The organism is Pseudomonas sp. (genome assembly GCF_049590575.1).
GTDB lineage: Bacteria > Pseudomonadota > Gammaproteobacteria > Pseudomonadales > Pseudomonadaceae > Aquipseudomonas.
Map to the genome: position 1 here is coordinate 1 of NZ_JBAWDE010000365.1, position 13495 is coordinate 13495.

The window sequence follows — 13495 nt, forward strand, 5'->3', positions numbered from 1 at the left end:
TCGCTGTGCCAGCGGAAAACTTCCCAGTTGAACAGACTCCGCGAGGACTTGCAGAGCGGCTGTTGGGACTGGCGAGGTTAATCAAAGCGAAGCAAGTTTCCAAAAGCACCCGCGGCCCTAAAAAACCAAAACCCAAAGAGTGGTTGGAAGGCAAGGCGGCACGAGTTCATCTATCGACAGACAGAGTGCTCAAGGCTGCTAAATCGAATAAACAGCCTTAAACCAAGACCTTGAAAGGGATGGCCGTAAGGGCGAAACCATAGGCGGCCATAACCGCAGCAACGGATATGCACCCAAAACCCCAAAACCCCAAAAATTGGTCACCCATTCTTCCCCGGAATTGGATATTCCTCCCCCACCCTCCGGTCACTAACCTAGCCACCAACCCCACCGCTCCGGAGAACCACCATGCAACCGCGTACCGATTTCTACACCGCCTCCCCAGACGCCATGAAAGCCATGCTCGCTCTGGAAGCCGCTGTCGGCAAATTGTCCATCGAATTGCCACTGCTGGAACTGATCCGCCTGCGTGTCTCGCAGATCAACGGCTGCGCCTTCTGCCTCGACATGCACACCGCCGACGCCCGCAAAGGTGGTGAAACCGAACGCCGCCTGTACACCCTCTCGGCCTGGCGCGAAACGCCGTTCTTTACCCCGCGTGAACGCGCCGCCCTGGCCTGGGCCGAAAGCCTGACCTTGCTCAGCCAGACCCACGCCCCGGATGAAGATTTCAACGCGCTGGCCGCCGAGTTCAGCGCCAAGGAGCAGGTCGACCTGAGCGTCGCCATCGCCACGATCAACAGCTGGAACCGCCTCGCCGTAGGCTTTCGCAAGATGCCCAAGTAACCCTTCAACCTGCCTTGAAATAGCCACGCGGCGTGGTGCCGGTCAGGCCCTTGAAAAAGGCGATCAGCGCGCTGTCGCTGGCGAAACCCAGTTCAAAGGCGCAGTAGCCCAGGCTGCGCCCCGTGGCAAGCAGTTCAATGACCCGCATCAAACGCCACTGTTGGCGCCATTGCTGATACCCCATGCCGGTTTCCCGCAGGAAGATCCGGCCGATGGTCTTGGCGCTGGCGCCGATTTGTTTTTCCAGGTCGTGTAGCGCTGGCGGCAAGCGGTCAAGCGCCGCCAGCAACGGCGCCAGGCGCTTGTCCTGGGGCAGGGGCAAGAGCAGGGGCTGCTCGACGGCCTGCAGGATTTCATCCACGCACAACGCCAGCAGATGGGAGTAGCGGCCACGCTGCCAATCGGTCTCGAAGGGGGCCATGGCCATGGGTTCCAGCACGGCGCGCAGCAATGGGCTGACCTCGATCACTCGCACTTGTTTCGGCAGTTGATCGGCCACGATCTGGCTCATATACACCGACCGATAATCCACGGTTTTGTGCATCACTGCGCGGTGAGGCACACCGCACGGTATCCATGCCGCGCGTGTCGGTGGCAGCAGGCACAGCTGGTTATCCAGGGTGATGCGCGTGCAGCCCTGCTGGGTGAACAGCAGTTGCCCACGCCGGTGCTGATGCAGGCCGGAGTCGTGTTCGCCCAGCAATGCGGCGATGCCTATCACGGGCGCCGGGTAACGGTCAGGGTCGAAAGCAGCATCGGCAGCAAGCCAGGCCATGAGGTTGTCCGATTTGAAGGGTAAATTGTCAAAGTCGAGATAATACCCCGATAGCTACTGTTTAGAATCCTTGCGCTGATGTGCTGGGAAGAACCCATTATGAAACCTGAAAACCTGTTGGTGCTGGCCGCGGCCTTGTTGATGTTTCCGCAATTGGCCCAGACCCTTTACAGCCCTGCCTTGGGCGATATCGGCCAGGCATTTGCGGTCGCGCCGGAGCGGGCAGGGCAGACGCTGTCGGTGTACTTCCTGGCGTTTGCGCTCGGCGTGGTGGTGTGGGGGCGGTTGTGTGATCGCTGGGGCCGGCGCCCGGTGATGTTGGCCGGCTTGGCGATGTACGTCGCCGCTTCGCTGCTGGCATTGAGTGTGAACACGTTCAACGGCTTGCTGTTGGCGCAAAGCATTGCCGCCTTTGGTGCGGCGGTCGGTTCGGTGGTCACGCAGACGGTGCTGCGCGACCGCTACTCTGGCGCGCAATTGGCGCAGGTGTTCTCAGTGATGGGCATCGCCCTGGCCGCCAGCCCGGCACTTGGCCTGTTCAGCGGGGCGACCCTGGTGGCGTACTTCGGTTATCGCGGCATGCTCGCGGGTTTGCTCTCGCTGGCACTTGTGTTGTGGGTCGGCTGCCTGTGCGGCTTGCCCGAGACGCGCCCGGCTTCGGTGCCGACCGCCTCCCTGAGCCAGACCCTCGGGCTGATGCTCAGGGATACAGGCATATGGCGTTCGGTCGGCCTGGTGGCCGCGTTCAATATCGCGTTGTTTGCCTATTACAGCGTGGCGCCGTTTATCTTCGCGCGCCTGGGGCTGACCGCCACCCAGTTCGGCTATAGCGGCGTGTTGCTGGCGCTGGGTTCAGGTGCCGGGGCAGGGTTGAACAAACGGTTGCTCAAGCGCGGCGTGAGCGGCGAGCAGTTGGTGTTGATCGCCGCCGGCGTCACGGTAATCGGCGGGCTGTGGGTGGTGATGCTGCAACACAGCTGGTTATTCGTATGGCCGATGCTGCTGGTGGTGCTGGCGTTCGGTATGGCAATCCCCAACGTATTGGGTGCGGCGCTGGTGGCGTATCAGGACCGCCTGGGCACCGCCGCCGCCGTGTTTGGCTTGCTGTATTACCTGGTGATCGGCGCCGGGCTGAGCCTGGTCGCCTGGGCCCAGGACCTTGGCTGGAGCTTGCTGACCTGTGGTATGGCGGCGCTGTGGCTGGCAGCGCCGCGCGGCCTCAGAAATTGACCGAAGCACTCAGGCGCGCCGTCAGTGGCGCGCCCTGGAACAGATAGTCATCGCCCATGTACTCGCCCGCGTCGCGCCAGTAGCGCTTGTCGAACAGGTTGTCGACGCTCAGGCGAAACACGGTCTCGTAGCCATCGATTCTGGTGGTGTAGCGGCTGCCGAGATTGACCACTGCATAGTCTCCAACCTCCACATTCCCGGTGCGGTTCGCGTACTTCTTGGCGCTGTATTGCACGCCGCCAAGCACGGCCAAACCCTCTACCCAGGGCAGGGCATAGTCGGCGTAGAGGCTGGCGCGCAACTTGGGCACGTTGATCGCCTGGTGGCCTTCGTAGTCCGGCGTGCCGCTGCCGGTTACCCGGGCGCGAATGGCCGCCACGCTCGTTGCGATCTGCAAGCGCTCGGTAGCCCAGCCGTTGGCCGACAACTCCAGCCCGGTGTTCTTCTGCTCGCCCTGTTGCACGTAGGTGAACGCACCGGCGCCATCCGGCTTGGCGTACTGGTAGGCCTGGCGCGTCTGGAACACGGCGGCCGCGAAGCTGATACGGCGCCAGTCGTATTTCACGCCGGCTTCGATTTGCCGCGAGGTGGTGGGCGCCAGGGTTTCATCGGCATTGCTGGCGAACCACGGCGCGGTGCCGCCCAGGGACAGGCCTTTGCTGTAGCTGGTGTACAGCGAGATGTTTTCGACCGGTTTGTAAATCAACGCGGCCTGGGGTAGGAACACGTACTGCTGGGTCTGACGCACCTGATTGCCCGTGGTGCCGTCGAAAGCGTGTTCATCCAGGCGCACTTCGCGGCCGCCGAGGATGGTTTGCCATTGCTCGTTGAAGCGGATGCGGTCGCTGACGAACAAACCGTATTGGCGGCTGTCGAGGTTGCGATGGCTGGCGTTCAGCGGCACATCAGTCGGCGTGAATGTGGGGGCGTCGACGTCGATGTTGGTGGTGCCGATGTACTCGTTGACCGATTTGCGCTTGTCGATCACCCGGCGAAACGCGCTGGTGCCGAAGGTCAGTTCATGGCCGATGCCTGCGGTGTCGAACAGCCCGGTCATCGCCGCCTGCACTTCGTCGTCGCGGCGGGTGTCGTCGGGGCTGCGGTAGTCGTAGACGTCGTAGTTGCCTTCCGGGCTGAAGTAATTCGGCACGCTCGACGTGCAACTGGTCGAGCCATAGCATCCCCAGGCGAACGCGCTGTAATCGTCGATTACCACTTTGCTGCGCGCGGCGCTGACGCTGCCTTTCCATTGGTCGCTGAAGCGGTATTCGAATTTGCCGTTGAGGTTCAGCGAGTCGATACCCACTGGTTTGGAACCGCTCTGGTGACCGAGCAGTTTTTTCGGCGAGGCGTCGTGCGGCACTTCGCTGCCGCCCAGCAGTTGGTAGCCCGGCACCGAACGCTGTTGCTTGTTCTGGTACTCGGCATCCAGTTGCAGCACGGCGTCGGGGCTGATGTTCCAGTCGAACGCCAGAGACACGAAATCACGCTGGCCATTGGCGTGTTCCACATAGGAATCGAGGTCTTCATGGGCCACGTTGGCGCGCAGGCCGAATTGCTGCTCGCTGCCAAACCAGCCGCCGACATCGGTGGCGATATAGCCGCTGCCGCGATCATCGCTGGACACCGTTACCGAACGCACGTCCTGCGGGCGCTTGGTCACGTAGTTGATCACGCCGCTGGGTTCGGAAATCCCGCTCTGCAGGCCCGCCAGGCCCTTGAGCACTTCCACCTGCTCTTTGTTTTCCAGGCCGACGTTCTGCTCGCCGGTGATGGTGCGCCCGTTGATCTTGTAGCTGCTGGCGGCATTCAGCGAGAAGCCGCGCAGCACAAAGTTTTCGTAATAGCCGATGGGCGCATAGCTGTCGCCGACCGAGGCATCGTTGCGCAGCACTTCGCTGAGCAGGCGCGCCTGCTGGTCCTTGATCAGCGCGGCGTTGATCACCGTGATCGAGGCCGGCGTGTCGAGCAACGGCGCTTCAGCAAACCCGCCGACCGAGGCGGTGTCACTGCGGTAGCCGGACTCGTCCTGGCCCTGGACCTGCACCGCCGGCAGTTCGATTTCAGCCGCGAGGCTGCTGCCGATGCCGCCGCTGAGCAACAGGCCGAGGGCAAAACGTGATGTGACGACAGGACGAAAACGCAAAACCATGGGGGCAGGGCCTTAAAGCGCAGGACGGGGGGCGCATAAGCTAGGGGGAAGTGCGGGGTTTTACAAGTTTCTGAAAAACAGCATTACTGGCGTTTTACTACTGACCGTACGGTTAGTTACCAAGCTGGAATTCTTTACGTACATTGCGCCCCGCACACATATTGTCCAGGGAGGATGCGCATGTTCAACGTCAGTCAGCACCGGTACGACTACTTCTACAACCTTGCAACGGTCATCGGCGGGATCATCCCGGATGACCTCTGTGACACGCTGGCGGCACGGGTCAATCGGGTTATTGCGGCGCAAGGGGTGGACTGGGTCAACCACCAGGGCCTGGGCACCGATGCCGTTTCGGACTTGGGTGGCGCCTACAACCACCATATCTTCAAAGGCGACGATGTCCGCCACCACCTGCCGGAACTGACCGCGATCTACCACAGCCTGGTGCCGCTGGTCAGCCTGGTCACGCACACCGACACCGTGGTGTCGCCGTACCCGCTCTCGGATATCAATATCAAGGCCTACCCCGCAGGGGGCGGCACCCTGGGGCTGCACTACGACACCAACGGCATCACCGTGCTGCTGTTTCTCACCACCAACCAGGAAGCGCCGCTGTGCATGCAGGTGGAGCGCTGCCACCCGAGCCAGGAAAAGCCGTGGATCGAACACCGCCGGATCTACGCCACCAAGGGCTCGCTGCTGATCATGCAAGGACGCAAAACCCTGCACCACAGTGAGCCCACCGAGACGGAGCAGAAGCTGTCCGTGGTGTACAACTATTACGAGCGCCACGACACCTATCGCCATGAGGACTTCGACAACTTCGTCTATTACGGCCTGCAGCCGAAGACTCTGGCATAAGGAGCGCGCGATGCAATTAAGCAAAACCGATTTGCTCGCGGGCCTGACCGTGACGGTCATCTGGGGCGCCAACTTTTCCGTGATCGGCCTGGGCCTGCAGTCCCTTGATCCGTTCCTGCTGACGCTGTTGCGGTTCACGTTCTGCGCGGTGCCGCTGGTGCTGTTTATCCCCAAACCAGAGGGCGTGTCCTATGCCACGTTGGCGGCATATGGCGTGCTGTTTGGCGCCGGTTTGTGGGGCGTGGTGAATGTGGCGATGCACAACGGATTGTCGGCCGGAATGTCATCGGTGTTCCTGCAGTTCAGTGCATTTTTCACCATTATCATGAGCCGGCTGTTTCTGAATGAACCGATCAGTCGCCTCCATGGAGCGGGAATGCTGTGTGCTGCGCTGGGGCTGTTCATGATCCTGCACTTCAGCGAAAAACCCTCGACCACACTCGGCATTTTGCTGGTGCTGGTGGCGGCGCTGTCGTGGTCACTGTGCAACTTGATCGTCAAGGTCAACAAGCCGGAGGACATGGTGGCTTTTATCGTCTGGTCGAGCCTGTTTTCGATTCCGATCCTGCTGCTGATGACCTTGCGCTTCGAAGGGGTCGGGCCGCTGCAGAACCTGGTGACGGACCTGACCTGGGGGGCGGCGTTCTCAATCGTTTTCCAGTGCTATGTCACCACCATCGTCGGTTACCGCGTGTGGAATAACCTGATGAAGAAATACCCGGCTTCGCTTGTGGCGCCGCTGTCGCTGATGGTGCCGGTCTCGGGGTTGCTCACCTCCTACGTGTTTTTGGGGGAGCAACTGAGCCTGGGGCAGGGCGTCGCGATTGGCCTGGTGTTTATGGGGATCGCAATTTTCGTCAACTCAAGTGGTATCTCGGCCCGCTTCAGGGCCCGGGTGAAGGTTCGGTCAGCACCTTTCTGAAGGTTTCCACCAAGGGGCGCAGGTTGACCCGATGCCACGCCGCCCACAGCGGCGTGGTGTAGGCCAGCCACGGCAGCTCACGCAACACCACGCCGGGCGGGGCATTGCGGCTCAGGCCTTTTTGCACCATGGCCACGCCCAGCCCTGAGGCGACCAGCCCGAGCGCGGTAAACGGCTCGCCCGCTTCCATGGGAATCTGTGGGGTGAAACCGGAGCGGATGCAGGCGGTGACGAAGTCATCGGCCGGGTTGGCGCCGGGTTTGCGTTGCACGCCGATCCATTGCTGCTCGGCCAGGTGTTCGGGCAACAGCACGGCTTGTTGAACGAGCGGGTGATGCTCGGGCAGGGCCAGCAGCATCGGGTCGTCCAGCACTTGCAGGGCGGTCAGGTCCGGGTCGTCGGCGGCAGGCGGTTCGCCGACCAGGGCGATGTCCAGGCTGCGTTGGCGCAGACCCTCGAGTTGTTCGAGGGACGGCAGGTTGTACAGCTTGATGTGCACGGCGGGGCGGTCGTCGCGTAATACGCGCAAGGCATTGGGCAACACGCCGGCGTGCATGGCGTTCTCGATGTAGCCGATACACAGGCCGCCTTCTTCGCCCCGGCCCAGGCGTTTGCCCAGGGATTCGAGGCGATTGGCGTGGGTCAACAGTGCCTTGGTTTCGGCCAGGAAGGTCTGGCCGTCGCGGGTCAGGCGGATGCGCTGCTGGCTGCGTTCGAACAGGGTCAGGCCCAGGCGTTCTTCAAGCTGGGCGATCTGCCGGCTCAACGGCGACTGCGAGATATGCAGGCGCTCGGCGGCGCGGCCGACGTGTTGTTCTTCGGCGACGACTTCGAAGTAGCGCAGTTGGCGCAAGTCAATCATGTCAGACCTCGGGGGACTCAAGTTGGTCGCAGTATGTCTTGGACGGTCCGACCTCGGCAATCTAGGATCTGCCCAACGGTCATAGCGACCACGAACAGATTGAGGATCCAACCATGAGCTTGAAAGACAAATTGCCCGGCCAGCTGGGTTTTGGCACCGCACCGCTGGGCAATATGTTCCGCGCAATTGCTGAAGAAGAAGCCCAGGCCACCGTTGAGGCTGCCTGGAACCAGGGCGTGCGCTACTTCGATACGGCGCCGTTCTATGGTTCGGGCCTGTCGGAAATCCGCCTGGGCCAGACCCTGTCCCAATACAACCGCGATGACTTTGTGCTGAGTACCAAAGTCGGCCGGCTGATCCTCGACGAAGTCGAAGAAAGCGCCCGCGACCTCGGCGAAAAAAGCGGCGTGTTCGAACACGGTCGCCCGAACAAGATGGTCAACGATTACAGCGCCGACGCCACGCTGCGCTCCATCGAAGACAGCCTTGAGCGCCTGCAGACCGACCGCCTGGACATCGTGTGGGTTCATGACATCGCCCAGGACTTCTACGGCGACCAGTGGCTGGACTACTTCAACCAGGCGCGCACCGGTGCGTTCAAGGTGCTGACCCGCCTGCGTGAAGAAGGTGTGATCAAGGCCTGGGGCCTGGGCGTTAACCGCGTGGAACCCTGCGAGCTGACCCTGGACCTGGCCGAAGCCCAGCCCGACGGCTTCCTGCTGGCTGGCCGCTACACGCTGCTGGACCACGAGCGTGCCCTGCAACGCCTGATGGACGTGGCCCTGGCGCAGAACGTCGAGATCGTGGTCGGTGGCCCTTACAGCTCGGGCGTCCTGGCCGGTGGCGCGCACTTCGAATACCAGCCAGCCAGCCCGGCAATCATCAGCAAAGTCGAGCAGATCAAGGCAATTGCCCAGGCGTTTGGCGTGAGTGTGAAGGCGGCTGCGCTGCAATTCTCGCTGGCCCATCCGGCGGTGGCTGCGGTGATTCCCGGTGCCAGTCGTCCGGGGCGAATTGCCGAAGACGTGGCGGCGTTGTCAGAGAAGATTCCGGCGGCCTTCTGGCAGGCATTGCGCGATGCCCGATTGATTTCGGACCGTGCCCCTTTGCCGCTCTAACTTCAGGAGTTTGAATATGAACATCGATGTAAGCGGCAAAGTAGCCATCGTCAGCGGCAGCACGGCTGGCATCGGCCTGGGTATCAGCCAGGCCCTGGCGCAGTCCGGCGCCACCGTGGTGGTGATCGGGCGTGACGCGGGCAAGGTTGATGCGGCGCTGGCGAGCATTCGCCAGGCGGTGCCGGGCGCAGACCTGCGCGGGCTGGTGGCGGACCTCGGCACGCCTGAGGGCGCCGAAAAGCTGTTCGCCGCCGAACCGCGCGCCGACATCCTGGTCAACAACCTGGGCATCTTCAACGACGTGGATTTCTTCGAGGCGCCGGACAGCGAATGGACGCGCTTTTATGAGGTCAATGTGATCTCCGGTGTGCGCCTGGCGCGGCATTATGTGCCGGGCATGGTCGGGCAGGGCTGGGGGCGGGTGATCTTCCTGTCCTCCGAGTCCGGCGTGGCGACCCCGGCGGACATGATCAACTATGGCGTGACCAAAAGCGCCAACCTGGCGGTGTCCCATGGCCTGGCCAAGCGTTTGGCCGGCACCGGTGTGACGGTGAATGCCGTGCTGCCGGGGCCAACCTTCACCGACGGGCTGGAGCAGATGCTCAAGGACGCCACCGCCAAGTCCGGGCGCAGCGCGCGGGAAGAGGCCGATGTGTTTGTGCGCAATGCGCGGCCCACGTCGATCATCCAGCGTGCGGCGAATCTGGATGAAGTGGCGAACCTGGTGGCGTACATTGCTTCACCCTTGTCTTCCGCCACCACCGGTGCCGCGTTGCGGGTCGACGGCGGCGTGGTCGACAGCATGGCGATCTGAATTTTTTTCCTTTTCTGGAGTATTTATTGTGGCGACAGCATCTTCTGTGATTGAAGTACCGGTTTCGGCCGATCAGGTCTGGCAATTGGTCGGCGGCTTCAACAGCCTGCCGGACTGGCTGCCGTTTATCGTCAAGAGCGAGCCCAGCGATGGCGGGCGCGTGCGCCACCTGCAAACCGCCGACGGAGGTGTGGTGGTCGAGCGTTTGCAGACCTTCGACAATGTGGGCCGTACTTACAGCTACACCATCGAGCAATCGCCGTTTCCGGTGAGTGCTTACCTGGCAACCTTGCAGGTTGAGGCGCTGGGCGAGTCGTCGGCCAAAGTCACCTGGTCCGGGGTGTTCACGCCGGCAGCGGGCGTGACCGACCAGGCCGTGGAAGAGTTGTTTGCCGGCGTCTATAGCGGCGGGCTTGAGGCGTTGCGGGCCAACTTCCCGGCCTGATCCGAGCGTCACCGCCCTCCAATGTGGGAGGGGGCAAGCCCCCTCTCATATTTTGACCTCGCTGGCCTATGGATCAGGCCTCGGGCATCAACTGCTGGCGGCACTCCAGGATCAGGCGTGCACCGCCTCTTTCGCTGCTGGCCACTTCCAGCTTGAACCCATGCAAGTTGATGATCGCCGCCACAATCGACAGGCCCAACCCGAACCCGCCTTGCTGGTCGCTTTCATCCACGCGGTAGAAGCGCTGGAACACCGCGGCGCGCTCTGCCGCCGGTATGCCTGGGCCGGAGTCGTGGACTTCGATACGCGTACTGCCCGCATCGTTGAGCCCGCGCAGGATCACCTCGCCGCCCGGCAGGGAGAACTTGATCGAGTTGCTCAGCAGGTTGGCCAGGGCTTCGAACAACAGGGCGCGGTCGCCGGTGATCCACGGCAGGGATTCGGGCACTTGGAGGCGCAACTGCAATTCGCCTTCTTCCGCCAGGGGCAGGTAGAAGTCATGCAGTTCGCGCAGCAACGGCAGTGGGTCCATGACCAGAAAACCCGAGCGACGCTGGTGGTCTTCCAGTTCTGAAATACGCAGCAGCCCGCGAAAGCGCGCCATCAGGGTATCGGTCTCGGCAATCGCATCGTCGAGTTTCACCGCGCAGTCGGAGTCTTGCTCGGCTTCCTGCTTGATGCGGTAGAGCTGCGCGCGCAGGCGCGTGAGCGGGGTGCGCAGATCATGGGCGATGTTGTCGCACACACCCTTGACCTCGTTCATCAGCTTCTCGATGCGGTCGAGCATGGCGTTGACGATGGCGGCGAGCATATCCAGTTCGTCGCGCCGATCGGACAGCGGCAAGCGGTGGGTCAGGTCGCCGGCGACGATGGCTTCGGCGCTGGCCTGGATCCCGCGAATCCGTCGCAGTGGGCGGCGGCGCAACAGGTGCCAGCCGGCCGCGCCGGGGATAATCGTCAGCGACAGCGCCCATAGCAGGGCATGCCAGATGATCCGCGTCACGCCAAACAGCGAACCGTTGGCGCGCACCAAGACCAGCCAGCGACCGTCATCGGTGTGGGTGGCCACCGCGTCGCAGCTGTCCTTGGGCAGTTTGGGGTCGTCGGAGTCGACGCAGTTGGCCAGGGTGTGGATCTTGCCGTCCAGCGCCAGGTCGGGCGGGATCGCGCGGATGGGGCCGCTCAAGGGCCGAAACTGTTCATCGAACAGGCCGTAGGCGTCCACGCCTTTCATGTCGAAGGTCATGCTGGTGGTCAGCGCTTCCACCAGTTCCTCGCCATCGAAACGCTGGAACAAATGCTGGCGCTGCATCAGCGAATGGCGCGACAGGTCACTCAGGTAACCCGACACTTCGTAGTACAGCACCCCCATCAGGATGCAGCTCCAGGCCACGAACAACGAACTGTACAGCGCCAGCAAGCGACTGCTGGAAGAGCGCCAGCCCTTAGAGGGGTTCAGCAATGACATAACCGGAACCTCGTACCGTGCGGATCAGCGGCGTGAGGCCTGGTGGATCGATTTTCTTGCGCAGGCGACCGATGTGCACGTCGATCAGGTTGGTGCCCGGGTCGAAGTGATAACCCCAGACTTCCTCGAAGATCATCATGCGCGAGAGGATCTGCCCGGTGTTGCGCATCAGGAATTCCAGCAGCTTGTATTCAGTGGGCAACAGGCTCAGCGGCTGCTCGGCGCGGCTGGCTTCGCGGCTGATCAGGTTGAGTTCGAGGTCGGCCACGCGCAGCGCGGTTTCGAATTCCTTGACCGTGCTTTTACGCCGCAGCAGCACCTCGACGCGGGCGGCCATTTCATCCGAAGCGAAAGGCTTGGTCAGGTAGTCATCGCCACCGGCGCGCAAGCCGCGCACGCGTTCGTCTACGTCGGAGAGGGCGCTGATCATCAGGATCGGCGTCGACACGCCAATGGTGCGCAGGGTGGTGACGATGGCCAGGCCATCGAGCTCCGGCAGCATGCGGTCGAGGGTGATCAGATCGTAATCACCACTGACGGCACGCACCAGGCCTTCACGGCCATTGTCCACCCAATCTACATCCAGTCCATGACTACTCAGCTCGGCGACGATCTCGCGGGCCGTTACGGCGTCATCCTCGATGGTCAAAATACGGGTCATAGGATTACCTGGTGAGCGATTCACACTAGAAGTGGGGGCATTTTGCCAAGAAATGGCTGAACGCTTCCTAAATAAAACTTCATGTTGGCAAAACTGACACAAATTTCATCCGCCGCTGCCCTGGGAATGCATAACGCACGCCCTTAACGGTCATTTCTTGCAACTTGCATGGTTCAAGTAAGTTCAATTTACTTAAGTTGTTGAAATATAAAGGTATTAAATTTCAAGCTGACTGGCACGCTGCCTGCACTGTCCCTTTTGAGAGTTGTAACACTATTTTTCCTGCCGGGAGCTAACAACAATGATCACATCCTCATCCACGCTGCAAGAGTCGAGCGCACTCTCCGGGGTTTCCTGGGGCGCCATCTTTGCGGGGGCTGCCGCAGCGGCCGCACTGTCCCTGATTCTGGTGCTGCTGGGCTTCGGCCTGGGCTTTTCGGCGGTATCGCCGTGGGCCGACAGCGGCGTCAGCGCCAAAGGGCTTGGCATTTCCACGATTATCTGGCTGGCCTTTACCCAGATCGTTGCTTCCGGCCTCGGTGGTTACATCGCCGGCCGTTTGCGCGTGAAGTGGGCCAATATGCATGGCGATGAGGTGTACTTCCGCGACACCGCCCATGGCTTCCTGGCGTGGGCCGTGGCGACGCTGATCACCGCAACCCTGGTGGTCGGTTCGGTCAGCAGTGTGGTCAGCGGCGGCGTGCAAGCGGGCGCCAGTGTGGCTTCCGGTGCTGCCAGCGCAGTGGGCCAGGCAGTTGGCGGCGCAGCCAAAGGCGCCAGTGGCCAGGACTTCGGCTACTACGTCGACAGCCTGTTCCGTGACGACCGTCCAGCCGCTGTCAGCGATGACGCGGTACACGGTGTGGTTGCGCGTATCTTCGCTCGCACCCTGAGCAACGACGGCCAACTGGCCGCTGAAGACCGTGCCTACCTGGCCCAGTTGATCAGCCAGCGCACCAACCTCAGCCAGGCGGATGCCGAAGCGCGTATCGACAAGGTCTACGGCGATGCCCGTAAAGCCATCGAAGACGCCAAGCTCAAAGCCAAACAAGCCGCCGACACCGCTGCCAAAGTCGCTGCCTGGACTTCGCTGTGGATGTTCGTTGCCCTGTTGATCGGTGCTTTCTTCGCCAGCTTCGCTGCAACCTTCGGCGGTCGTCGTCGGGATGCGGTGGTGTATGTCGAAACCGAACACTACGTCCGTTAATTAACGGCTCTTAAATTCAAGGAGAATGTCATGCGCTCATTACTGCTTTGGTTCCTCGGTGTGCCTATCCCGCTCATCATTCTGATCGCGATCTTCATGCACTAAACCTGAGCCTGGCTCGGGACCCATGTGGG

General features: G+C 61.9%; 13 protein-coding genes and 1 pseudogene. 9 read left to right on the forward strand and 5 right to left on the reverse strand.

Features of this window, described 5'->3' with window-relative positions; genetic code table 11:
* Both WBR57_RS25035 and WBR57_RS25040 read left to right on the forward strand, forming a co-directional pair.
* Positions 1-221, forward strand: a pseudogene (locus tag WBR57_RS25035) (IS4 family transposase); the annotation flags it as partial.
* Positions 222-408: 187 nt separating this feature from the next.
* Complete coding sequence (locus WBR57_RS25040; RefSeq protein ID WP_424087611.1) at positions 409-846, forward strand: carboxymuconolactone decarboxylase family protein; 438 nt, start codon at positions 409-411, stop codon at positions 844-846.
* A gap of 4 nt (positions 847-850) precedes the next feature.
* Here WBR57_RS25040 and WBR57_RS25045 read toward each other — a convergent pair whose 3' ends face one another.
* Positions 851-1621 carry an AraC family transcriptional regulator gene (locus WBR57_RS25045; RefSeq protein ID WP_424087613.1) on the reverse strand — a complete coding sequence of 257 codons (771 nt, stop codon included), beginning with the start codon at positions 1619-1621 and terminating at the stop codon, positions 851-853.
* 99 nt (positions 1622-1720) lie between these two features.
* Between WBR57_RS25045 and WBR57_RS25050 the strand changes: the two genes are divergently transcribed.
* Positions 1721-2851, forward strand: a complete 1131-nt coding sequence (locus WBR57_RS25050) for a multidrug effflux MFS transporter (RefSeq protein WP_424087616.1) — start codon at positions 1721-1723, stop codon at positions 2849-2851.
* On the opposite strand, the gene WBR57_RS25055 is transcribed toward WBR57_RS25050, so the two are convergent.
* A complete protein-coding gene (locus WBR57_RS25055; RefSeq protein ID WP_424087618.1) occupies positions 2841-5003 on the reverse strand; it encodes a TonB-dependent siderophore receptor in 2163 nt (720 codons plus the stop codon). The genes WBR57_RS25050 and WBR57_RS25055 overlap by 11 nt on opposite strands.
* A gap of 180 nt (positions 5004-5183) precedes the next feature.
* Here WBR57_RS25055 and WBR57_RS25060 point away from each other — a divergent pair, with 180 nt between their 5' ends.
* A complete protein-coding gene (locus tag WBR57_RS25060; protein ID WP_424087620.1) occupies positions 5184-5864 on the forward strand; it encodes a hypothetical protein in 681 nt (226 codons plus the stop codon).
* A gap of 10 nt (positions 5865-5874) precedes the next feature.
* Positions 5875-6786, forward strand: coding sequence for an EamA family transporter (locus tag WBR57_RS25065; RefSeq protein ID WP_424087622.1), 912 nt, complete (start codon positions 5875-5877; stop codon positions 6784-6786).
* Here WBR57_RS25065 and WBR57_RS25070 read toward each other — a convergent pair.
* Positions 6749-7648, reverse strand: coding sequence for a LysR substrate-binding domain-containing protein (locus WBR57_RS25070; protein WP_424087624.1), 900 nt, complete (start codon positions 7646-7648; stop codon positions 6749-6751). The genes WBR57_RS25065 and WBR57_RS25070 overlap by 38 nt on opposite strands.
* A 113-nt stretch (positions 7649-7761) precedes the next feature.
* Between WBR57_RS25070 and WBR57_RS25075 the strand changes: the two genes are divergently transcribed.
* The 3 genes from WBR57_RS25075 to WBR57_RS25085 are packed head-to-tail and all read left to right on the forward strand — an operon-like array spanning position 7762 to position 10025.
* On the forward strand, positions 7762-8766 hold the full coding sequence (locus tag WBR57_RS25075) for an aldo/keto reductase (protein ID WP_424087626.1): 1005 nt from the start codon (positions 7762-7764) through the stop codon (positions 8764-8766).
* Positions 8767-8782: 16 nt separating this feature from the next.
* Positions 8783-9580: an SDR family NAD(P)-dependent oxidoreductase gene (locus WBR57_RS25080; protein ID WP_424087628.1), complete on the forward strand. Its 798-nt coding sequence runs from the start codon at positions 8783-8785 to the stop codon at positions 9578-9580.
* A gap of 28 nt (positions 9581-9608) precedes the next feature.
* Positions 9609-10025 carry an SRPBCC family protein gene (locus tag WBR57_RS25085; protein ID WP_424087630.1) on the forward strand — a complete coding sequence of 139 codons (417 nt, stop codon included), beginning with the start codon at positions 9609-9611 and terminating at the stop codon, positions 10023-10025.
* 73 nt (positions 10026-10098) lie between these two features.
* Here WBR57_RS25085 and WBR57_RS25090 read toward each other — a convergent pair whose 3' ends face one another.
* Together WBR57_RS25090 and WBR57_RS25095 are read right to left on the reverse strand one after the other, a co-directional pair.
* Positions 10099-11493 carry a sensor histidine kinase gene (locus tag WBR57_RS25090; protein ID WP_424087632.1) on the reverse strand — a complete coding sequence of 465 codons (1395 nt, stop codon included), beginning with the start codon at positions 11491-11493 and terminating at the stop codon, positions 10099-10101.
* Positions 11471-12154 carry a response regulator transcription factor gene (locus WBR57_RS25095; protein ID WP_003219726.1) on the reverse strand — a complete coding sequence of 228 codons (684 nt, stop codon included), beginning with the start codon at positions 12152-12154 and terminating at the stop codon, positions 11471-11473. Before WBR57_RS25095 ends, WBR57_RS25090 begins: the two co-directional genes overlap by 23 nt.
* Before the next feature lie 301 nt (positions 12155-12455).
* Between WBR57_RS25095 and WBR57_RS25100 the strand changes: the two genes are divergently transcribed.
* Positions 12456-13361 carry a hypothetical protein gene (locus WBR57_RS25100; protein ID WP_424087633.1) on the forward strand — a complete coding sequence of 302 codons (906 nt, stop codon included), beginning with the start codon at positions 12456-12458 and terminating at the stop codon, positions 13359-13361.
* The last annotated feature ends 134 nt before the right edge of the window (positions 13362-13495 follow it).

What these genes read in the sequence shown, in the direction of transcription:
- WBR57_RS25040 (WP_424087611.1), top strand. Translation starts at nt 409, where the DNA reads ATGCAACCGCGTACCGATTTCTACACCGCCTCCCCAGACGCCATGAAA.
- WBR57_RS25045 (WP_424087613.1), bottom strand. Translation starts at nt 1,621, where the DNA reads ATGGCCTGGCTTGCTGCCGATGCTGCTTTCGACCCTGACCGTTACCCG.
- WBR57_RS25050 (WP_424087616.1), top strand. Translation starts at nt 1,721, where the DNA reads ATGAAACCTGAAAACCTGTTGGTGCTGGCCGCGGCCTTGTTGATGTTT.
- WBR57_RS25055 (WP_424087618.1), bottom strand. Translation starts at nt 5,003, where the DNA reads ATGGTTTTGCGTTTTCGTCCTGTCGTCACATCACGTTTTGCCCTCGGC.
- WBR57_RS25060 (WP_424087620.1), top strand. Translation starts at nt 5,184, where the DNA reads ATGTTCAACGTCAGTCAGCACCGGTACGACTACTTCTACAACCTTGCA.
- WBR57_RS25065 (WP_424087622.1), top strand. Translation starts at nt 5,875, where the DNA reads ATGCAATTAAGCAAAACCGATTTGCTCGCGGGCCTGACCGTGACGGTC.
- WBR57_RS25070 (WP_424087624.1), bottom strand. Translation starts at nt 7,648, where the DNA reads ATGATTGACTTGCGCCAACTGCGCTACTTCGAAGTCGTCGCCGAAGAA.
- WBR57_RS25075 (WP_424087626.1), top strand. Translation starts at nt 7,762, where the DNA reads ATGAGCTTGAAAGACAAATTGCCCGGCCAGCTGGGTTTTGGCACCGCA.
- WBR57_RS25080 (WP_424087628.1), top strand. Translation starts at nt 8,783, where the DNA reads ATGAACATCGATGTAAGCGGCAAAGTAGCCATCGTCAGCGGCAGCACG.
- WBR57_RS25090 (WP_424087632.1), bottom strand. Translation starts at nt 11,493, where the DNA reads ATGTCATTGCTGAACCCCTCTAAGGGCTGGCGCTCTTCCAGCAGTCGC.
- WBR57_RS25095 (WP_003219726.1), bottom strand. Translation starts at nt 12,154, where the DNA reads ATGACCCGTATTTTGACCATCGAGGATGACGCCGTAACGGCCCGCGAG.
- WBR57_RS25100 (WP_424087633.1), top strand. Translation starts at nt 12,456, where the DNA reads ATGATCACATCCTCATCCACGCTGCAAGAGTCGAGCGCACTCTCCGGG.